Origin of the sequence: Pseudomonas sp. NPDC099000 (assembly GCF_044759925.1) — a bacterium.
GTDB lineage: Bacteria > Pseudomonadota > Gammaproteobacteria > Pseudomonadales > Pseudomonadaceae > Aquipseudomonas.
Window position 1 is genome coordinate 1 of sequence record NZ_JBIWAF010000022.1, and the last position, 19,107, is coordinate 19,107.

Sequence of the window (19,107 nt, forward strand, 5' to 3'; positions counted from 1 at the left end):
GGAATAGGATTTTCGCATCATCATGCACACCTCAGATTTGGGCGCCATCATAGCGCCCTATTGATGTGTCCAAATTCATTAGGCCAGATCAGCCTCGCTCCTACAGTGGATCTCCAGCGCACGCAGATTTTGTGTTCGACGACGATCAAATGTAGGAGTGAGCCTGCTCGCGATGGCGGTGGGTCATTCAGCATTGATGTGACTGACAGATCGCTTTCGCGAGCAGGCTCGCTCCTACAGTGGATCTCCAGCGCACGCAGATATTGTGTTCGACGGGAATCAAATGTAGGAGTGAGCCTGCTCGCGATGGCGGTGGGAGCGAATCAGTTCTCAGCGCTTCACCCCCACCCACGTAAAACACAACGGCAACTGCGCCGTCTGCCGCTCATATTGGTCATAGACTTCCTCGCGGTTGGAATGCGGGTATTCCTTGAAGTGGCTGATCTGCAGCCCTGCCTCGATGGCGCCGGTGAAGATGGCGCCCAGGGTGTGGACGAACCAGTAGGACGACGCGGCTCGCTGGTCGATTTTGCCCTCGTAGACGATCGGCTGGTCCTGCACGAACGGCTCGCTGCGAAAGTACGAGCTGTCCAGGCGATAGGGATCGGCGGCCTCGGGGTCGAACATTTCCAGGAACGGATGGGTTTCGTACACCACCAACGCACCGCCAGGCTTGAGGGTCTGCGCGACATGGCGGAAGAACTCGCCAATGTCCGGCATCCAGTTCAATACGCCAATGGTGATCAGCGCCACGTCGAAGCGGTCATGCAGTTGAGCCGGCAGGTGATGAATGTCGGCCTCGATGAACTGGGGGTCATGCGGTGAGAGGCCAGCCAGTTCCCGCGCCTGATCGAGAAACGCCTCGGACTGGTCGACGCCCACCACGCTGCGAGCCCCCAGTGCAAACAGCGAAATACTCTCCCGCCCGTTGTTGCAGCCCAGTTGCACCATGTCCTTGCCATCGACGCCGACCTGCTCCAGCACACCGCGGAGTGTGTCATCGATGCAGCAAAAATCGCGATGACTGACCGCCTTCACCAGGGCCTGCCAATCGGGGGCGTCTTTGTGGTGTCGGGCGGAGTCATTCCAGGCATCGCGGTTGCTGGCGATGGCATTTTCTTTGGTCGGCATTTCCATTGCGCACTCCAGGATTCGGGCTTTGTTGACCGGCACGAGTCTAGGTCAGGGTTCAGAGAAAACCCATTGGGCGTTTGTTGGAATGTTGTAATCCAGGCATCGCGAACGCGTGCCCATACGGCAGCTATAGTTAATGGCCTTGGGGAAGTGCGGGAAAACCGATTTCGCAGGTGTTGCCATGAAAAAAACTGATCTGACGCTGTTGTTCGTCCTCAGCCTGACCGCCATCACCGGCGCCCATGCGGACGACACGCTGACACCCACCACCGATTACAGCAGTAACTTCAATTATTACGGGGCCGACCAGCCCTTCGCCCACCCGGTGCCGCCTTCCCTGAGCACCGTGCCGCCTCGGTCATACATCCCGACAGCGCCTCAGGATTTCATCCCGATTGCCAGCCAGCATGAGTTCTACGACTCTGTATTGCCGACCGTCGCGGATGCCTCAGTCCGGGTATTCATCCGCTCCTACGATGCGGTACGTGGCGTCTACGTCAACGAAGAAGTCCTCGACCCCACATGCGTGCTTGAATGCCTCATCCGTCAGGGGGCTACGTTGCAATAAACCTCACCACTGACGTTTGTCCGGGCGCGCAAGGCCGAGTTTCTCGATCCGGTAACGCAGCATGTCGCGGCTCAGGCCCAGCAAGCGTGCGGACTTGGTGACGTTCCAGTCGGTCTTGTCGAGCATCCTGCGCACCATGTCGCGCTCGACTTCCGGCAGGTTCATCGACTCGGTGCCGTTGTAGGCCGGTCGCGGTTCGTGGTGCTGGGGTTCTTGCAGCACGATCGGGTCATCCACCAGGCTCAGGCAGACGTTGAGCTGATGGGCGGCAATCGTATCGCTCTGCGCCAGCAGCACGGTTTGCTCGAGCATGTTGCGCAATTCGCGCACGTTGCCCGGCCAGCTGTAGCTGAGCAGCAACTCTTCAGCCTGATCACTGAAATGCAGGTTCGGTTTGCCATAACGTTTGCCGTGGATCGCCAGGAAATGCCGGGCCAGCAGCAAGATATCGGCGCCGCGGGCATACAGGCGCGGCACCTTGATCGAAATGATCCTCAAGCGAAAGAACAGGTCACGACGAAACTTGCCCTGTTGCACCATTTGTTCGAGGTTGCAGTTGGTCGCGCTGATCACCCGCAAATCGACCTTGCGCTCCTTGACCGAGCCGACCCGGCGGATGGTCCGGTCTTCCAGCAGCTTCAGCAGTTTGGCTTGCAGCAGCAGGTCCATTTCACCGACTTCATCGAGAAACAACGTGCCGCCATCGGCCGCTTCGACCAGGCCGGTACGACGGTCCTTGGCGTCGGTGAAGGCGCCCTTCTCGTGGCCGAACAGTTCCGACTCCACCAGATTGGAAGGGATCGACGCGCAGTTGAATTCAATGAACGGGCCCTTGGCGCGCGGGCCGTCAAAGTGCAGCGCCCGGGCCACCAGTTCCTTGCCGGTACCGGTCTCGCCTTCCACCAGCACCGGCGGCAGGTCGGTGTTGGCCATGCGGCGCTCGGCGTCGAGCAATTGGGCGATGGTGTTCTTCAAATATTGCATCGGAGCCGATTCGCCAATCAACGCCTGTACGCCTGACTTCTGTGCCTCGCGCTCCTGATAAAACGACAGCGTGCGCTCCATTCGATCAGTGGCCAGGGCCTTGTCCAGCAGCAGCTTGAGCTCCGGCAAGGCCACCGGTTTGGTGACGTAATGAAAAGCGCCCTCTTTCATCGCCACCACGGCATCTTCGACGTTGCCGTAGCCGGTCATCATGATCACTTTCAGATCCGGCGCGCTGATGCGCAGCTTCTGGATCAGGTCGTGACCGCTCATGCCCGGCAGCGAGTTGTCGGTCAACACCACATCAGGGGCGAACGTACCCAATTGCTCCAACGCCTGTTCAGCCGAGTGGCAGACCGTCACCTCGAAGTCTTTGCGCTCCAGGTAGGTCTGAATATTCTCGGCCAGCAGTTCATCATCCTCGACCAGCAGTATGCTGTGCTCCATATTCCCCTCCCGTTGCCACTTTGAAATTCAGACAGACGCGGGTTCCTTCCTGCTCCTGGCTGGTCAGTTCGACCGAGCCTTCGAAACGCTCCATTATTCGTTTGACGAGGGCCAGGCCAACGCCCAACCCGCCCTGTTTAGTGGTGAAAAAAGGCTTGAAGACCATCTGTTGCTGCTGCTTGGTCATGCCTTTGCCGGTATCACTCAAGGTCATCCGCACCTGACCCGACCGGGGCTGTTCGATATCGACGCTGAGCATGCCGCCCTTGGGCATGGCCTCCAGGGCGTTGGCAAACAGGCTATTAAGAATCTGGGTCAGCAGCACCTGTTGGCTGACGACCGTTGGGCAGGTCTGCGGCGTGAAGCGCACCTCCAAGTTCGAGCGTCGGATCAGCGCGTCGAAAGCGCTCAGGGTGTCGTCGATGGCCTGCACCAGGTCCACCGTTTCGGAGTCCTCGTTGATGGGCCGCAACGACACCAGCAACTCCCGGACCCAGCGCGACATGCGATCGACCTGGTTGATGATGTCGCCGATGTTTTTCTGCGCACTCTGGCTGGCGATTTCCTGGGCCAGTTCGGCGCTGGCGCGTATGTTCGCCAGTGGATTGCGCAAGCTGTGGGCGACTGCCGAGGACATTTCCCCCAGGGCGACAAAGGTCTCGTCAGTGATCAGTTGTTTCTGCTGGCTCTGCAGCAACATGGACGCGCGTTGCACGATCCAGAACAGCCCCAGGTAAATCACCGCGCCGCCGAGCAGGGTCGCCAGCCAGATCGCCTTGAAGCCACGCTGGATGCGCGCCACCAGATCCGTCGGCTCCTTGTAGATCTCGACCATGGCGATGACTTTGCTCTTGTCGGCATTGAACATCGGGATGTAGTTCTCGATGAACAGATACTCAGGCTCACGCAGCAGTTTCTGTTCAGGGCGCTCACCATCGATCTCGTGGTAACTGGTGGACACCGCTTCCTTCATTTCAAAGGATTCATCGAGCTCATCGTCGTCTTCGATACGCGCACCGATCAGTTGCGGGTTGGTCGACCAGACCACAGTGCGATCAAGGGCATACACGTTGGCCAGCAAAATATCCGGTAGATGTTCCACATGATCGAGAAACTCGATGCGCGAAGCGGCACGGGCCTGCGGGGTGACATCGGGATAGGCGTTGTCCTCGCGCGGGTCGAGCATTTCACCCATGGTTCTGTTCGGGCCGATGGAGGCATGGCGGATTTCCGCGTCGCCAATGGCCTGAATGAATTGCGCGGTCAGCATGGAGTCGCGTTCGATGCTTTCGGTGACCACGAAACGCGTGGAAATGTAGCCGAGCCCCGCCGCCACGGCAGCGATGATGAAAAAACTGCCCAAGGAAAACCAGCGCAGCAGATTGAACTGTCCCCGCCGGCACGGCGTCCCTGCTGCCGGCGTGTCCGGCGCAGGAATTTTTTGTTGTTCCAGCGTCTGCATGGGCGTGTCCTGGGTGCTTGCATCAAGCCTTTTCAGCCGTATCTGGGATCAGTGTAGGTGGCATTGATCGTGGTTGACGGCTTCACTGACAGTATTTCGCCGCTATTGCAATTGCGCCGTTTGCAGCGGTTGCTGGCGCTCGGTTTCTTCCTGCAAAAACCCCATGATTGACTGGGCAGCGTTCTCATCCAGGCGCCGGTTGGGTATCGGGATTCTGTCGAAACGTTCAAACGGCTCGGAGTCTTCGTTGGCCTCGGGCATGGTCAAGATGGCGTTCAACGCCGCCGCTTCGTCCGCCGGTTCATCGTAGTGTCGGGAAGGATCGGTCGGCTCAGGCTCTCGTTCGTCATCGATGGGGCTGGCACGCAGCGTCGCTGTGTCCAGTGTCGTTGTCAGAAGGACGCTTAGAGGCGTTATCAGGCCGAACCATTTGCAGGGGAACCGCGCTTTTCGGTCCATCACCAGCCGCCTCGAAGTCATGAAGGGGGTAGTGGTGGATTTGCAAGGACCTCGCCAGATTTGTAACGGCTTTATACAAAAGTATTAACACGCTACAAAACAATGGCTTATGAACATCAATGTGCCGCGACCGGTGAAACCGACTGGGTCCTTACACCCGCTAGCGGGGAAAGTTCACACCCAGTTTCAGGGAATCCGCTTGAACGACAGGCGGACACTCGTGCCCTCGCCTTCTCGACTGCCCAGGGTCACCGCGCCGCCGAAACGCTCCATGATCCGCTTCACCAGCACCAGCCCGACACCCAGACCGCCTTGCTTGGTGGTGAAGAAAGGCCGGAACGCCATGCTGCGCTGTTCTTCGTTCATGCCCTTGCCGGTGTCGCTCACAATGACGCAAATGCCCGGGGTGTCGGTCGACTCCAGGGTGATGCTCAGCGTGCCGCCCCTGTCCATCGCTTCCACGGCATTGGCCAGCAAACTGTTGAGGATCTGCGTGAGTTGCACCTGTTGGCTCAACACCATCGGCGTCTCCTGCGGCTCGAACACCACCTTCACCCCGGCCTTGGCAATCTGATGCTCGAAGGCCATGAGGCTGTCCTGCAACGCCGCCACCAGGTTCACCGGCTCGGCCTCATCGTTGAGCGGGCGTAACGACTGCAGCAATTCCCTGACCCACTTCGACATGCGATCCACCTGACCGATGATGTCGTTGATGTTCTTGTGGGCCGGGCCAGTGTCGAACTCCAGAGCCAGTTCAGCGCTGGAACGGATGGTCGCCAACGGGTTGCGCAGGCTATGGGCAACCGCCGAGGACATCTCGCCGAGCGCCACGAAGGTTTCGTTGGTGATCAGTTGTTTTTGTTGCGCCGCCAGCAAAATGGCTGCCCGCCGCACGATCCAGTACAACCCTAAATAAATCAGCCCACCGCCCAGGGCAGTGGCCAGCCAGATCAGCACCAGGCCACGCTCCATGCGGTCGATCAGGTCCTTGGGTTCCTTGTAGATTTCGACCATCGCCGTGACCGTGTCGCCATCAGCATCAAACAGCGGAATGTAGTTCTCAATGAAGATGTAGTCCGGTGGCGTGACGAACTTCTGCTCCATGCGGCTTTTGTCGACGTTGTGATAACTGGCCGACACCGGGGTCTTGGAGGAGAAGGCCTGGTCGAGATCTTCGTCGGCATGGATCGTGGTGCCCATCAGTGCCGGGTTGGTGGACCAGATCACCATGCGGTCAGGGGCATAAATGTTGGCCAGGATCACGTCCGGCAAGTGCTCGATATGGTCGAGGAATTCACCACGGGCACTGGCGCGGGCCATTGGGTCAACGTCGGGAAAGTCCCTGTCTTTACGCGGGTCCAGCAATTCGCCCATGGTCCGCACGTTGGGGATCGAGACATGGCGCACCTCGGCCGAGGCAATCGCCTGAACGAATTGGGACGTAAGCAACGCATCGCGCTGCACGCTTTCGGTAATCACGAAACGCGTGGACACCGCGCCCAGCGCCACGGCCACCGTGCCAATCACGGCCATGCTGATGAGCGAGAACCAGCGCAGCAGATTGAACGGCTGTTTGCGCGAGCTCAAGCGGATATCGCCCTCTTCCTTCTGGAGGGTTTTTGTCTGGACATTCATGGACGTTTTCCCCGGGGACTACCTATAGGGTTATAGCCCACTGCTCGATGTTTGCCCGATATCGGGTTCTGCCCCCCCCACCGATTCCCCACACGACCCACCGCCCCCATCTACCCCCAATGCTGGGGACAGTTGCCCGCTTGCGCCCTCGGTCCCGCGAAACCGTTTGCGCGATACACGCCTTCACTGCGGGCCTCTGCCGGCTGTTTTGAAAGATTGGTATGGAAGTTGCCGAAGCCCTCCCCACTGACCCATCCCTACGGGGCAGGTACTCTGATAGAGGGAATACTCATGCACCCTTTACTGTCCAAAACGGCGGCCGCCCTGGTCGTCAGCGCTCTCGCCCAAGGTGTTGCCCAGGCAGCGCTGTTTGCCGTCGACCCCGGCCCCTATGTGCCAGCCAACGGCTCGTTCGCCGCCTGGTATCAGGACACCCATGGTCGAACCCTCGATCTGTGCCTGTCCAAGGCGGTCAGTTCGCGAGTCCCCGGCGCTCCCGGTGCACAGTCGTACATGTGCAACTTGCTACCGGCTCCCGGGGTTTTTGATGATGCGCAACCCGTCGTCTTTCCGACCAACTTCCCCGACGAAGCGTTCTGGTTCACCGGCGACGGCGCAATCGTTGATGTCGCCAGGGGCATTGACTTGACCTACGTCAGTGTCATCGAAGCGGCCTTCAGCGGTGGCGACCCGCTCGAAGGTGACCAGATCAGCTTCGCCCGCATCCGCATTCGTGTGGACGTGCCCACTGCCGGCACCTATGTGATCACCCACCCCTACGGCGTCGATGTGTTCAACGTCGATACCCCCGGGCAGCGGGCGATCAACATGACCCGGGACATCGGTATCGGCGTGCCGAAAACCTATGACGGCGCCCTCAAGGGTGACATCGGGCCGTTCCTGCGCAGCGTCAATGGCCCTTACACCGAAACCAATCCGGTGACCGGTGCGGCGGAGCAATTCGTCGGCGACCCGAACCTTCCGGAAGCCTTCACCGGCAGCCCTTTCAACACCAATTTCATCCGCATCGAAGGGCCCAACGGACTGGACTTGCGCACAACGGTGATGGCCATCTCCGGCAAGTTATCGACGGTGGTCCGTCCGACTCCGATGATCACACAGCGCAGCACCTACTCGCGCAAGGCCGGTGAAAGCGCCCCGGTGGCCCAGCAAGATGTGTTCGTCATGGCCCCGCCGCCACCGGCCACCGTAACCCTGGACAGCAACAACCCGGCGCTGCACCTGACCGAGGCTGACACCACCGGCAACTGGTATGCGCAGTCCTCGAACAACCCGACGTTGCCGAGCACCCTGCAAGTGACGGCCGACAACCGCGTGGCTATCCCCAGCAGCACACCGACTTCTTTGTCCATGGTCCTGACCGACCTGGTGGTGATCCAGCGTGCCGAGTACAGCCTGAGCTCCGGGCAATTGACGCTCGTGGCCTCGACCAGCGATGAAACCTCGCCGCCAGTGCTTACCGCTACCTCCGCCAGCGGTGCCGCCATCGGCGCCCTCAGTGGCGACGGCGCAGTGAAATCCCTGGCCACCGGTATCTCGCCGATTCCACCCGCCAACGTTCGAGTGACGTCATCCAATGGCGGCACCGATACCGAAGAAGTGGTCATCCTGCCATGAACGCTCACATGCCCAGATCCTCATCAGGAGGCATCATGAACAATTGGCCACGCCTGGCGCTCAACGCCCTGGGACTGACTCTATCGCTGTCCGGAAGCGCATTCGCGCAACTCGCTGCTGTCGACCCCGGCCCTTATACCTTCGCCACCGGGAAGTTCCCGATGTGGTATCAGGACAACAATTTACTCTCGATGGAACTGTGCCAGTCCCGGGCAGTGAGCTCGCGGGTAGGGACCAGTGTGCCGCCGGCCTACATGTGCATCCTGCTGGCTGAACCGGGCATTTACGACGATGCCCAGCCCATGATCTTCCCCGACAACTGGCCGCCGGAAGCGTTCTGGTTCCTGGCTGAGACTGCGATCCCGCAAATCGGCAACAGCGGCTATGAACTGGATGCCTACGTGGCCGGGATCGAGGCTGCATTCGGTGGAGGTAATCCGCTCGATGGCGATCAAGTGGCCTTCGCGCGGATTCGCGTTCGGGTCTCGGTGCCAACTGCCGGGGTGTACACCATCACCCACCCTTACGGGGTCGAAACGGTCAACGTCACCACGCCTGGCCGCCGTGCCATCAACATCACCCGGGACATCGGCATCGGTGCGCCAGGGAATTTCAGCGGTACGCTGAATGGCAACATCGGGCCGTTCCTGCGCAGCGTCAACGGTCCTTATACCGAGGTGAACCCGGACACCGGCGCCATCGAAACCTACGTCGGCGACCCGAACCTCACCGAACAAGTCACCGGCAGTCCCAACGACACCAACTTCGTCCGCATCACAGGTCCGGCCGGGACCATTCAAACCAACTTGTTCAACCTGTCCGGTAAAGTCCTCGACAGCCGTGCACAAACTCCCGTGGAGGTTGATCGCGCTACATACCGGCGCACCACTTCGGGTACAGGCACCAGCACCCGGGTCGAAGTCTTTGCCAAATCAGACAGCAGTTCAGCCCTGTGCATGCGCGAAACCATCGCACTGGTCCCCGGACCACCGCCTACGCCGTGCCAGACCAGCATGCCGGGTGACAACAATGGCTTGTTCTTCGGCAATCACCTGATCACCGGCCCCGTACCTCCGGTCGTGGTGGTCACTGCCACCAACCCTACCGGCACCACCCGCCCTACGGCGGTGTCGAGCAAGCTCACTGACCTGGTGAAAATCCAGACTGCTCGCTACAACTGGAGCAATCACAGCCTGCTGATCGAGGCCACCTCCACGGATGAAGTGGCGGTGCCGGACATGGTCGCGCAGGGATACGGACGTCTGTCGAAATCCGGCACCCTGCAACGACTGACCATTGCAGACCTGACTCAGCCACCAGCTACCGTCACGGTCAAATCCGCCGCTGGCGGCAGTGATACCGAGCCCGTCGTGGTCGTCGGGACGGCACCGGACACCGGCGAAAACCAGGCGCCGCTCTCCGTCGCAGACGCCGGCAGCACCAGCTTCGGCGTACCGATCACCCTCAACCTGCTGGCCAACGACAGTGACCCCGACGGCAACACGCCGCTGAGCATCACCGCGCTGACCCAACCGGCTGCCGGGCAAGGCACCGTGGCATTGAGCGGCAGCACGGCGGTGGTCTACACCCCGCCCGCCGTGGTCAATGCACCGCTGACAACGACCTTCACCTACAAGGCTCAAGACGTCAAAGGCCTGGCCTCGACCGCTCCGGCGACCGTGACCATCACCGTGGCGCCTAACCAGTCTCCGGTGGCCGTCGCCGACAGCATCGCGACCCTGGGCGTGGCGATACCAATCAACGTGCTGGCCAACGACACCGACCCGGAGGGCAACGTGCCGCTCGCCGTCGCCAGCCTGACCCAACCGGCAGCGGGTCGCGGCACCGTCACTACCGACGGCACCGTCATCACCTACACCCCACCGGCTACGGTCACCACGGCCTTCACCACGACCTTCACCTACGTCGCCCGGGACAGCTTCGGCGCCCTGTCGCCTTCGGCCACGGTCACGGTGCAAGTCTCGCCACGGCCTGCGGCGGAAACCTTCACGGTGACCGCGGCCACGGTGACAGCCCGCTCCAATAACCGCTTCAACTGGGACTTTACAGGCACCTCATCGGTGATCACCGGCAACACCATCACCGTACAGGTCACCACCCCGACCGGGCTGGTAACTCTGGGCACCACCACGGTGCCGGTGACCGGACGCTGGAGGCTGACGGTGAGCAACAGCACCACGGTGATCCCGTCAGCTAATCCGACGGCGACCATCCGCTCGTCCCAAGGCACCGTGCGTACCGTGACGGTCATCTCCAACTGAGCCCTCGCCCCACCCGCCGATTCGGTGGGTGGGGCCGGCCTCTTCCCATAGGACAACGCCATGCAAACGCCGACCGCCGCCCTGCTCTGCCTGCTTCTGCTTTGCAGCAGTGCAGGCGTGCGCGCCGACGATTTGATGGAGAACGACGACCTGGCACCCGCCGCCGACCTCGGCGAGTTGCCTCCACCGGTCGGCCAGCACGCGCTGATCGATCAGAACGGCCAGGCCAACGTGGCGCTGGTGCAACAGAACGGCCAGTCGTTGCTCGGCACCATCGTCCAGTCGGGCAGTAACCAGGAAGCCTGGATCCTGCAACAAGGCAGCGACCTCATGGCAATGATCACCCAGCAAGGTTCCGGCAACGCCGCCTCAATCACACAGAACGGCAGCCACAACCGCGCGCAGATTTCCCAGAACGGTAATAACAACGACGCCAGCATCGACCAGGCCGGTACGGGGCTTTCAAGCGCCGTGACCCAGTCGGGCAACGGCATGAGCGTTTCGGTCAAACAGTATCGCTAAAGCACTGCACCCCTTGGAGGTTTCATCATGTTCAAACTGACGCCCCTCACCGCCGCCATACTGGTCATTGTCAGTGCCCAGGCGATGGCCGACGACAGCGTTTCCACCCAGGACCAGGTCGGCACCGCCAACATTGCCGAAGTGAAACAGACTGCGGCGCCGTTCAGTACCGCGACCCAACAGCAAATCGGCCTGGGTAACGATGCCATGGCGGTGCAAGACACCGCCACCGGCACCATCACCCAGGATCAGGTCGGCGACTACAACGCCGGTTACGGTGAGCAACTGTTCGAGAACGGCAGCACCATCGTCCAGCAACAGGTCGGCAGCCTCAACACCAGCCATGCCAGCCAGTCGATCGGCATGGGCGAAAACCAGGCACTGCAACAACAGGCGGGCAGCGGCAACTTCTCGTTCCTCTATCAGGACAGCCAGGAAGCCACCAAAGGCCAGACCTTCCAGTTCGGTGACGCCAACGAGGCCAATATCGAGCAGATTCAACTGGGCATCGCCAACAACGCGACGATCATCCAGTACGGCACCGCCAACTACGGCGCTGCCGAACAGATCGCGCACATGGGCGGCGAGATCGGCATCAACCAGGCCGGTGAAGGCAACTATGCCTATGGCGATCAACGCGACGGCAACGGCGGCGTCGTGACCATCAACCAGTTCGGCGACTTCAACGGCAGTGAAGTCTGGCAAGGCGCACAAACCGCCAGCGAAGCCACCGTCAACCAGTACGGGCAAACCAACGAAGCGGTGGTCGACCAGAGCTTCGGCCAAAACAACAACGCCCAGGTCCTGCAAGTCGGCGATGTCAACGCCATCTACGCCGACCAGTTCGACTCCGTCGGCTCGGTGCTCGCGCTGTACCAGCAAGGCACCGGCAACGTGCACTTCACCTATCAGAGCGGCGACAGTCATGTGCTGACCGCCACCTCCGTGGGTACCGAAAACAAGGTCTACGCCAGCAACTGGAAAGGCCCGCAACTGGGCGGCCAATTCGGCAGCAACCAGCGTGCGACCGTCACTCAGGCCGGCGACGGCAACATCGCCAGCTTCAAACAGGATGGCGTCGGCCACATCATGACCACCAACCAGACCGGCAGCGGCAACAAAACCACCGTCAGCCAGGCTGAAAACTACAACGAGCTGTACTTCGACCAGAACGGCAGCGACAACATCCTGATCGCCGACCAGCGTGGCACCACCAACCTGGCCCAGGGCACCACCAACGGCACGGGCAACACCACCGAGTTCGACCAGTCCGGCACCGGCAACCAGGCGTTCACCACGCAACTGTATGGCAGCGACAACATGATCACCGTCAAACAGGCTGACACCATGAACGTGGCGTATGTGACTCAAGGGGGTACCGGGAACACGGCCAGTATTGATCAGAGTGGCGTGACCCAAACGGCGACGGTTCAACAGATGGGTGCTGACAACCGGGCGACCGTGCTGCAGCAGTAATCGCAAGGCATAAAAAACCGCGGCCCTTGGGGGAGGGTCGCGGTTTTTTTTCGGTAAGTCTGTGGCGAATGATCGTTCCCACGCTCTGCGTGGGAATGCATCCCGTGACCCTCAGCGTCACATCCGAAACGGAACGCGGAGCGTCCCCGGCAGCATTCCCACGCAGAGTGGGAACGATCAGTGGTGTGGCTTACCCCTGGGGAACGACGTTATCCAGCGCCCGATTCACCGCCAGCTCAGCCAGCATGATGACCTGCTGAATACCCAGCATCGTGTTGCGTTGCGGACCTTCGAGAAACGCGGCGAAGTCGCTGGCCATGACACTGGCTGAAGCCAGGGATTCGCAGGCATTGACCAACAGAGTTTCGGTGTCGATATCCGGGGCGATGAGGTAAATGGTGCTGGGCTTGCGTGGTGGGATCGCGCCTTTCAGCGGATTGAGATAATGATCCAGCGCACGGTCGGAGGCTTCGTTGAGCTTTTTGGGATCGAGGGGATCGTAGGGGGAAACGTCGTCGGAATCTGGGGGATTGGGTGTGGCTTTGAACATGGTGAATCTCCTTTGGTAAATAGCGCCACCAAAACCCGTCGCTAAACAAGTAAGGGTGGCGACTGTATGCAGGTTAGCGAACCGGTCAAAGGCACCCGGTAGACCCGAAGGTCTCCCGCACACAGTCACCATGACAAAATTTCAGACGTCAAAAGTCTGCTGGAAAGTCTGGAGCACTGATGCACTTTGAATAGTCCGAGTCGCTAAACCCGACCGCTGATTGGCAGCGATACGGAAACGATAAAGACCAGGGCCAAAGCGCACAAGCCGGCGGATTCTGGCGCAGTCGTAGGCAACGGCGCAAGGATCTGTAGCTTTCAGGAAGTAATTCTAAACACTATTAAACATGACCTCGAATCAACACACATTCCTTGTGGGAGCGTGGCTTGCCCGCGATTGGCCCCTCAATCCAGCCCATCACCTGCTGACTAAACCCTCTCCCCCAAACGCCGCCAGGATTTCGGACTTGCCCTACACGTTTTACCGAATCCTCCGGCATTCACAATTGAGCCCCATCGCCAAAGTGCCCCGTTTCCAAGGACCGGGCATAACGCGTGACAAAACTCATCCCCCATCACCAACTCGCCGGAGAGCGCGGCCAGGTACTCGACAGCCATCAAGCTGCCGACGCGCTTCGCCAAGCCCTCAACTACCCGTACGACGTGCAAGGCTTCGACGACCTGCTGAATGCCGTGGGCGCGAATCACTCCAACTACATGCAAGCCGCCCACCAGCAGAAACTGATCAACGCCGTGATCAGCGGCGATTGGGCAGTAGTCACACCTCGCGTCAATCCGGATAACGGGGGCGGCTCATGGAATGGATTCAAGACCCAACCCGAACCACCCCCGGCGCAACATCTGGTCGAAGATCACGCCTTCACCCAGCCGAAACCAGCGGAGTCGGGGTTTCACATTGTGGAAAAGCCCATGAGTCTTGAATCCCTGGAGCGCTCGCTGTACGAGAACTCGCCCAGCGATGCGTTACGTCGCGAATTCCGTTCGCTCAATCGTCATCTGGGTGACCACGTGAAGCCGGGGCAAATGGTGATCTTCAGCGACTCACGGCATTACATGTGCCGGCGTGAAGAAGCGCAGATGATGATTGCTGCGCAGAAGGTTAACGAAGCGCTCAAGGAGCTGAGTGATGAAGAGGCTTCGTTCATGGTTGAGCACCATGAGGTGATTGAGCCGTTTTTGGAGGTGTCGGCGGGTTCATTGGGTGTGGCGTCGTTTATGATTGGGCAGCATTTGGAAAGCCTGAAAAATAATCTGAAAAATCTGGAAGAGCTGCATCAGCAGCATTACAGACAGTACGGTCACCTCAATTCCCCGGAATTTTTTGCCAAGCGAAAACGCATTATGGCGAATCTGGATGCCGGATTAGGACCACTTGTGCGCAAAGGCACCGGCATTGCGGACCACCCAAAACTCAAGCGAGCCTTGGGGTTATCAACTCGCAGAGTGATTCATCGTTGGGACAAGGCTGGGGCGCCGACACAGTTGCCTGGGTATGCAACGAACATTGAGGGTGTCTCACGAGCGGCAAAGTACATGAAAGCTGGTGGTTACGTCGGAATTGGCTTGGCGACAGCAGCAGCCAGTATGCGGATCAATGAAGTCTGTCGGGCAGGAGCTGATGAGCCCTGCCGGAAGGTGAAATATATCGAAGGAGCAAAACTGGCGGGCAACGTTGGAGGGGCTGCCATTGCAACTTCGTACACCGCACCTATAACAATGAAGTACTGCGCAGGTGTGGCACTGAAAACGCGTGGTATCGGTGGAGTGATTTGCGTCTTGGTCATAAGCGGTGCGGCAGCGTCGCTTGGAGGTAACGCAGGTTCGAAAGCCGTCGAGTCAACCGCTGAAGTTTTATACGAATCGAGTACCCATGACTGAAACAAGACTGCTCTACGCAGCCGTCGTGATCTCTTTGTTCACTGTGGCGACTATCAACTTGGCGATTATGGTTTATGTAGGACTTTTCAAGCTCAAAGAAATGGAATCACATCTTGAAAATTGTTATCTCATCCAGGCCAACCGTCGGGAAAATGGATACGGTTTCTTCAGCCGTAGATACAGGCTCAACTTAATTACGGCCATGCTAAGCAAACCACCTTCTTTACTCTTACTGGACGATCCTCGTGCACTTGAAGATATTCGCTGCTTTCCTCTGCATTTGCGACGTTGGATCGAGATCCCCTATCGCATTAATGCGTGTTCGTTCATAGGGATGTTCGTTGTATACGGTTGGGGCAAATACATCGGCCTGCTGGAGTGAGTTCTATCACCGGAACCAAGTCGGCTGTCAGGACGCCTTCGCGGGCAAGCCCGCTCCACAGTGGATCGGTGTATGACTTGAGGAAAATGGTCGGCTGTCAGGCCGCCATCGCAGGCAAGCCAGCTCCCACAGGGTTTGGTGTTCACCTGCAAGAAATTGGTCGCCTGTCAGGCCGTCTTCGCGGGCAAGCCTCGCTCCTACAAAAACGGATCGGCGTACACCGTTTGCTTCTCACCACTCAACAGGCCGAGCGTTAGCTCGCCTGCAGCTTTTGATCTTGATCCACCCGCCCCGTCGGGAGGCTGAGTGGAGGTGTTCATCCGGGGAGTGGCGCGTAGCGCCGTTCGACGCAGTCGAACACGCTGCATGGTCGTCGCGAAGCAGACCGGAGGGCAGTGTCCCCGGATGGATACCGGAGCGAAGGAACACCGAGCCTAAGCGAGGGGCCGGACGTTGGGGCGAAGCCTTTTGGTTCCTTTTTGGCGTTTGAAAAAGGGACTCGCTGTAAGAGCGAAACCATAAGCGGCCGTTACCGCAACAATGGATATGTACCCGACCAACAAGAACCAGGTCGGCCCGAAGGCCGCCTCGGCTCACTCTTCCTCACCCTCCGGCACAACCTTGGCCTGAGTCAGATAACGATCCAGCGTCGCATTGTTATCAGGCGAAGAATTATCCCCCGCCACCTGCCACAAATGCCGCTCGATCCCCTGGGCCAAAAGATGCCCGACAGCCGCCTCGATCGCCGACAACACGCACAACTGCGCCGGTTCGTTGGTGGTGTACCCGACCTCAGCCTCAAGCAACTTCTTGAACTCGATAAACTTGAACACCCCGGCACTGCGGCCCACGGAATAAATCGTCTTGCTGGTCATCACATTCGCCAACACCTGCCCACTGCGCACATCCACCGCCCGCAGGTTGACCGTGACCTGATCTATCCGATACTCCCGGGAAATATCGATCCCCAGGTAGCGCGCCCCTTCCCCGCCACTGCGCACATTGGTGTCGTAGGCAATGATCCCGCCTTCGAGCATCATGTTCGCCGCTTGCAGCGGTGGCAGCTCGCCCTGAATGTTCACCGGCGTATTCGGCTTCTTCTGCGAGGCGCGAATAATCTTGCGCTCGGTCAGCAGGTTCTGCAGCCCTTCACGCTCCAGCACCACAAACCAGCCACTGGCCTGCAACGCATCCATCAACATGCTCGCCGCGCCCTGAGTCACGCTGGTCGAAAACGAACTGGCCGGGGTCGGTTTGTACTGCCCGGTCTGGTCCCGGAAGCCGTACACCACCGCCATCAACCGGCCCTTGGGTCGTGGCATGTTGATCAAGTCGTAATAGGTCGATGCCCGAGGTGTCAGGGTCGGGGTTTCGGTGTCCTGCTCGGCACCCATCGGCTCACGTAAACTGCACCCTTGCAATGCCGCCAACATCAACCCCAGCGCTATTATTTTCTTCATGTCCGTCGCTCCCCATCAGCCCGAATCCCCATCAAGGGGCGAGGCCATTCACCTGGATTTCCGAAATTTCACCGGTCGCTCGGTCGGTCACTTCAATGGTCAGTGCACCGGAGTCGTCGACGACGTTGACGATAAAAGCGTCGGTGGACAGGCTCCCGGTGTTGCCCGTGGAGATGTTGTCCAACAACTGCCCCAGCAGCCGCGATTGCAACTGACTGGTGAAGCGTTCGAGGGCCGAAGTCCCGGCCACCGACGTGCGGTTTTTCAGGTCGGGATCGTCGTAGTCGTTTTGCGCCTGAGCGTTGTTCAGCAACCAGGTGCCGTTCAACGGGTTGCCGCCGAACGAGGGGTTGATGGGCGTGTAAACCAACTCCGTGGCCTGCACCAGGCTGCAACTTCCCAGCCCGATCAACCAGAGCCCGAGGTTCCGTGAGACAGTTTTCGTTTTCATAATTCGTCCCTCTCAAGGTCCGTAGTGTCCTGCAACAAGGCTTCCAGTTTGCGCTGGACAATCTGCCCGCGAACCCAGTCGGCGGCGTCATAGGCCTCGTCCTTGAGTTCCACGGTGTTCGGCGGCAGGAAGCGTCGATAAACCAGTCGCTGCTGATATTCCACGGTCACCAGGCTGCCCCAGCGTGCCGAAGGTCGTTCGCGTACCACCAGGTTGAAATCCATCGGGCTGGTGGCGCGCAGGCGTTCACTGAACGAGTAGTAAAAGTCGTGGCCGATGTGCGAGATCGTGTCATCGACGATAAAACCCTTCATTTCGTCCTCCTCGCTCGCGTTCGCGAACGTCGCCATACACGCGAGGATCAGGGCCGACAGCCATTGGCGGTTCATGGCGTCACCGCCTGAGGCGAAGGCGATCCGGCCTGGTTATTCACCGGGCCCGTGGCGCCATCGAGGAAGGCTTTCTCGGCCACGAACTGCCAGTCCTTGTAGCTCGCCATGCCGGTGAAGTCCGACCACTGGCTGGGAAAGTCCGACTGCTTCAGCGGCAGGTCCGTGGAAGGACTGTTGAGGCCGGTGATGCGCCCGTCGAAGCCACGCATCAAGGTCCATTCACCGCCGCCAATCGGGTCCGGGTAGAGCTGGCGAATATGATGTTTGGGCGTCGGAAAACGCTCGTCCTGCAACAGGTCTTCAAGCTCTTTGGGGTACTGCGCCAGCCCCGGCGAACTGCGGTAATAACTGCGCAATGCCTGGGCGTATTGAGTGCCGACCCACAGCAACTGGCGTTCGCGATCACGACGCGAGGCGGTGGACCACAACTCACCGGCACTGGCCAGGCCCATGCCCATCACCATGATCAGAAACAGCACGCCCAGGTAAGTGAACCCGGCCTCGTCGGCGGGCTTACCACTCGGAATAAAGGCTGCCATCCCGCGCCCTCCCTGTGGCACCGCTTTTGATATCGGCGACCCCGCCCGGTACGCCGTCCGGCGGCGCGACCAGTACCCAGAGGTCCTTGCGTTCGGAAATCGGGTCCATCGGCGGGTTGCGCAAGTAACGCTGCTCCACCAGTTGTTCCAGGGAATCGGGATAGCGTCCGGTGTCGCCGTAGTAGTGATCCAGTGCTTCGCGCATGGCCGACAGGCTCTGGCGCAGCGTGGTTTCTTTCGAGGCCTCGAGGCTGTTGAAATAGCGTGGCAAGGCGATGGTCATCAGCGTCGCGATGATTGCCATGACCACCATCAGTTCCAGCAGGGTAAAACCCTTTTCCCGACGCATGATTCACCACTCCTTGTACGCGATGCCGTTGAGACCCTTGCCGCGTGCATGGGAGTAAACGTCGAAAACGTCTTCACCCTCCCGCGGGTTTTGAGCCGTGCTGTCGTAGGAGCGCAAGCCCCAGCCACCGTCGTCGTCACGCTTGACCGGCGTCAGCGGGTCATGGGGCACCCGCCGTAAAAAGTAGAACTTGGCCCCCTTGGCGCTGCGCACATCACGCACGCCTTCCACCAGCACTTGCAGGTTCGGTGGATAGCCGCTGCTGTTCAGCGATTTCTCGATGTAACCGGCGTCGAAGGCGCGTTTGTAGGCGTCGATGGCGTCGCGGATCTGGTACAGCGCCGTGCGTAATTCCTGCTCTTTGCCCCGGCGCACCACGGTCTCGGTCAGCGGCGCGGCCATGCCGGCCAGCAGGCCGATCAGGGCCAGCGTCACCACGACTTCGATCAAGGTAAAACCACGTTGCGAGGCGTTCATGA

The 19,107-nt window shown here is 59.7% G+C and carries 18 protein-coding genes and 1 pseudogene; 7 read left to right on the forward strand and 12 right to left on the reverse strand.

Annotated features, from left to right (window positions below; all coding sequences use genetic code 11):
* Positions 1-330 precede the first annotated feature (330 nt).
* Positions 331-1,137, reverse strand: a complete 807-nt coding sequence (locus ACIQV9_RS21685) for a class I SAM-dependent methyltransferase (protein ID WP_403105694.1) — start codon at positions 1,135-1,137, stop codon at positions 331-333.
* A 178-nt stretch (positions 1,138-1,315) separates the two neighbouring features.
* Here ACIQV9_RS21685 and ACIQV9_RS21690 point away from each other — a divergent pair, with 178 nt between their 5' ends.
* Complete coding sequence (locus tag ACIQV9_RS21690) at positions 1,316-1,702, forward strand: hypothetical protein (protein ID WP_403105696.1); 387 nt, start codon at positions 1,316-1,318, stop codon at positions 1,700-1,702.
* Between the two features lie 3 nt (positions 1,703-1,705).
* Here the strand turns inward: ACIQV9_RS21690 and ACIQV9_RS21695 are convergent, their stop codons facing one another.
* From ACIQV9_RS21695 to ACIQV9_RS21710, 4 genes and pseudogenes are all read right to left on the reverse strand, one after another.
* The gene (locus ACIQV9_RS21695; protein WP_403105699.1) at positions 1,706-3,133 is read right to left on the reverse strand and encodes a sigma-54-dependent transcriptional regulator; all 1,428 of its coding nucleotides are present in this window, start codon (positions 3,131-3,133) and stop codon (positions 1,706-1,708) included.
* Positions 3,102-4,595 carry a sensor histidine kinase gene (locus ACIQV9_RS21700; RefSeq protein WP_403105701.1) on the reverse strand — a complete coding sequence of 498 codons (1,494 nt, stop codon included), beginning with the start codon at positions 4,593-4,595 and terminating at the stop codon, positions 3,102-3,104. Before ACIQV9_RS21700 ends, ACIQV9_RS21695 begins: the two co-directional genes overlap by 32 nt.
* A 237-nt stretch (positions 4,596-4,832) precedes the next feature.
* Positions 4,833-5,054: pseudogene (locus ACIQV9_RS21705) on the reverse strand (hypothetical protein); the annotation flags it as partial.
* A 186-nt stretch (positions 5,055-5,240) separates the two neighbouring features.
* The gene (locus ACIQV9_RS21710; protein ID WP_403105704.1) at positions 5,241-6,689 is read right to left on the reverse strand and encodes a sensor histidine kinase; all 1,449 of its coding nucleotides are present in this window, start codon (positions 6,687-6,689) and stop codon (positions 5,241-5,243) included.
* Between the two features lie 291 nt (positions 6,690-6,980).
* On the opposite strand from ACIQV9_RS21710, the gene ACIQV9_RS21715 reads away from it, so the two are divergent.
* Genes ACIQV9_RS21715 through ACIQV9_RS21730 form a run of 4 tightly spaced genes read left to right on the forward strand, consistent with a single transcriptional unit; the run spans position 6,981 to position 12,607 of the window.
* Positions 6,981-8,327, forward strand: a complete 1,347-nt coding sequence (locus ACIQV9_RS21715) for a hypothetical protein (RefSeq protein ID WP_403105707.1) — start codon at positions 6,981-6,983, stop codon at positions 8,325-8,327.
* Between the two features lie 35 nt (positions 8,328-8,362).
* Positions 8,363-10,609, forward strand: coding sequence for an Ig-like domain-containing protein (locus tag ACIQV9_RS21720; RefSeq protein ID WP_403105710.1), 2,247 nt, complete (start codon positions 8,363-8,365; stop codon positions 10,607-10,609).
* Positions 10,610-10,669: 60 nt separating this feature from the next.
* Complete coding sequence (locus ACIQV9_RS21725) at positions 10,670-11,131, forward strand: curlin (protein WP_403105713.1); 462 nt, start codon at positions 10,670-10,672, stop codon at positions 11,129-11,131.
* Between the two features lie 27 nt (positions 11,132-11,158).
* Complete coding sequence (locus ACIQV9_RS21730) at positions 11,159-12,607, forward strand: curlin (RefSeq protein ID WP_403105715.1); 1,449 nt, start codon at positions 11,159-11,161, stop codon at positions 12,605-12,607.
* A gap of 190 nt (positions 12,608-12,797) precedes the next feature.
* Here the strand turns inward: ACIQV9_RS21730 and ACIQV9_RS21735 are convergent, their stop codons facing one another.
* Complete coding sequence (locus ACIQV9_RS21735; protein ID WP_403105718.1) at positions 12,798-13,157, reverse strand: DUF6124 family protein; 360 nt, start codon at positions 13,155-13,157, stop codon at positions 12,798-12,800.
* Between the two features lie 554 nt (positions 13,158-13,711).
* Between ACIQV9_RS21735 and ACIQV9_RS21740 the strand changes: the two genes are divergently transcribed.
* Together ACIQV9_RS21740 and ACIQV9_RS21745 are read left to right on the forward strand one after the other, a co-directional pair.
* Positions 13,712-15,055, forward strand: coding sequence for a hypothetical protein (locus ACIQV9_RS21740; protein WP_403105721.1), 1,344 nt, complete (start codon positions 13,712-13,714; stop codon positions 15,053-15,055).
* Complete coding sequence (locus tag ACIQV9_RS21745) at positions 15,048-15,437, forward strand: hypothetical protein (protein ID WP_403105724.1); 390 nt, start codon at positions 15,048-15,050, stop codon at positions 15,435-15,437. The genes ACIQV9_RS21740 and ACIQV9_RS21745 overlap by 8 nt, the downstream gene beginning before the upstream one ends.
* 593 nt (positions 15,438-16,030) lie before the next feature.
* Here the strand turns inward: ACIQV9_RS21745 and ACIQV9_RS21750 are convergent.
* Genes ACIQV9_RS21750 through ACIQV9_RS21775 form a run of 6 tightly spaced genes read right to left on the reverse strand, consistent with a single transcriptional unit; the run spans position 16,031 to position 19,105 of the window.
* Positions 16,031-16,897 carry a CsgG/HfaB family protein gene (locus tag ACIQV9_RS21750; protein WP_403105727.1) on the reverse strand — a complete coding sequence of 289 codons (867 nt, stop codon included), beginning with the start codon at positions 16,895-16,897 and terminating at the stop codon, positions 16,031-16,033.
* 31 nt (positions 16,898-16,928) lie between these two features.
* A complete protein-coding gene (locus tag ACIQV9_RS21755; RefSeq protein ID WP_403105729.1) occupies positions 16,929-17,348 on the reverse strand; it encodes a curli assembly protein CsgF in 420 nt (139 codons plus the stop codon).
* Positions 17,345-17,737: a curli production assembly/transport protein CsgE gene (gene csgE / locus ACIQV9_RS21760; protein WP_403105732.1), complete on the reverse strand. Its 393-nt coding sequence runs from the start codon at positions 17,735-17,737 to the stop codon at positions 17,345-17,347. Before csgE ends, ACIQV9_RS21755 begins: the two co-directional genes overlap by 4 nt.
* A complete protein-coding gene (locus ACIQV9_RS21765) occupies positions 17,734-18,279 on the reverse strand; it encodes a type II secretion system protein (RefSeq protein ID WP_403105734.1) in 546 nt (181 codons plus the stop codon). Before ACIQV9_RS21765 ends, csgE begins: the two co-directional genes overlap by 4 nt.
* Positions 18,254-18,628 carry a type II secretion system protein gene (locus ACIQV9_RS21770; RefSeq protein WP_042932745.1) on the reverse strand — a complete coding sequence of 125 codons (375 nt, stop codon included), beginning with the start codon at positions 18,626-18,628 and terminating at the stop codon, positions 18,254-18,256. Before ACIQV9_RS21770 ends, ACIQV9_RS21765 begins: the two co-directional genes overlap by 26 nt.
* 3 nt (positions 18,629-18,631) lie before the next feature.
* On the reverse strand, positions 18,632-19,105 hold the full coding sequence (locus ACIQV9_RS21775) for a type II secretion system protein (protein ID WP_403105738.1): 474 nt from the start codon (positions 19,103-19,105) through the stop codon (positions 18,632-18,634).
* Positions 19,106-19,107: the final 2 nt, after the last annotated feature.

What these genes read in the sequence shown, in the direction of transcription:
- ACIQV9_RS21685 (WP_403105694.1), bottom strand. Translation starts at nt 1,137, where the DNA reads ATGGAAATGCCGACCAAAGAAAATGCCATCGCCAGCAACCGCGATGCC.
- csgE (WP_403105732.1), bottom strand. Translation starts at nt 17,737, where the DNA reads ATGAACCGCCAATGGCTGTCGGCCCTGATCCTCGCGTGTATGGCGACG.
- ACIQV9_RS21765 (WP_403105734.1), bottom strand. Translation starts at nt 18,279, where the DNA reads ATGGCAGCCTTTATTCCGAGTGGTAAGCCCGCCGACGAGGCCGGGTTC.
- ACIQV9_RS21710 (WP_403105704.1), bottom strand. Translation starts at nt 6,689, where the DNA reads ATGAATGTCCAGACAAAAACCCTCCAGAAGGAAGAGGGCGATATCCGC.
- ACIQV9_RS21720 (WP_403105710.1), top strand. Translation starts at nt 8,363, where the DNA reads ATGAACAATTGGCCACGCCTGGCGCTCAACGCCCTGGGACTGACTCTA.
- ACIQV9_RS21715 (WP_403105707.1), top strand. Translation starts at nt 6,981, where the DNA reads ATGCACCCTTTACTGTCCAAAACGGCGGCCGCCCTGGTCGTCAGCGCT.
- ACIQV9_RS21755 (WP_403105729.1), bottom strand. Translation starts at nt 17,348, where the DNA reads ATGAAAACGAAAACTGTCTCACGGAACCTCGGGCTCTGGTTGATCGGG.
- ACIQV9_RS21690 (WP_403105696.1), top strand. Translation starts at nt 1,316, where the DNA reads ATGAAAAAAACTGATCTGACGCTGTTGTTCGTCCTCAGCCTGACCGCC.
- ACIQV9_RS21745 (WP_403105724.1), top strand. Translation starts at nt 15,048, where the DNA reads ATGACTGAAACAAGACTGCTCTACGCAGCCGTCGTGATCTCTTTGTTC.
- ACIQV9_RS21770 (WP_042932745.1), bottom strand. Translation starts at nt 18,628, where the DNA reads ATGCGTCGGGAAAAGGGTTTTACCCTGCTGGAACTGATGGTGGTCATG.
- ACIQV9_RS21695 (WP_403105699.1), bottom strand. Translation starts at nt 3,133, where the DNA reads ATGGAGCACAGCATACTGCTGGTCGAGGATGATGAACTGCTGGCCGAG.
- ACIQV9_RS21735 (WP_403105718.1), bottom strand. Translation starts at nt 13,157, where the DNA reads ATGTTCAAAGCCACACCCAATCCCCCAGATTCCGACGACGTTTCCCCC.
- ACIQV9_RS21750 (WP_403105727.1), bottom strand. Translation starts at nt 16,897, where the DNA reads ATGAAGAAAATAATAGCGCTGGGGTTGATGTTGGCGGCATTGCAAGGG.
- ACIQV9_RS21700 (WP_403105701.1), bottom strand. Translation starts at nt 4,595, where the DNA reads ATGCAGACGCTGGAACAACAAAAAATTCCTGCGCCGGACACGCCGGCA.
- ACIQV9_RS21775 (WP_403105738.1), bottom strand. Translation starts at nt 19,105, where the DNA reads ATGAACGCCTCGCAACGTGGTTTTACCTTGATCGAAGTCGTGGTGACG.
- ACIQV9_RS21730 (WP_403105715.1), top strand. Translation starts at nt 11,159, where the DNA reads ATGTTCAAACTGACGCCCCTCACCGCCGCCATACTGGTCATTGTCAGT.
- ACIQV9_RS21725 (WP_403105713.1), top strand. Translation starts at nt 10,670, where the DNA reads ATGCAAACGCCGACCGCCGCCCTGCTCTGCCTGCTTCTGCTTTGCAGC.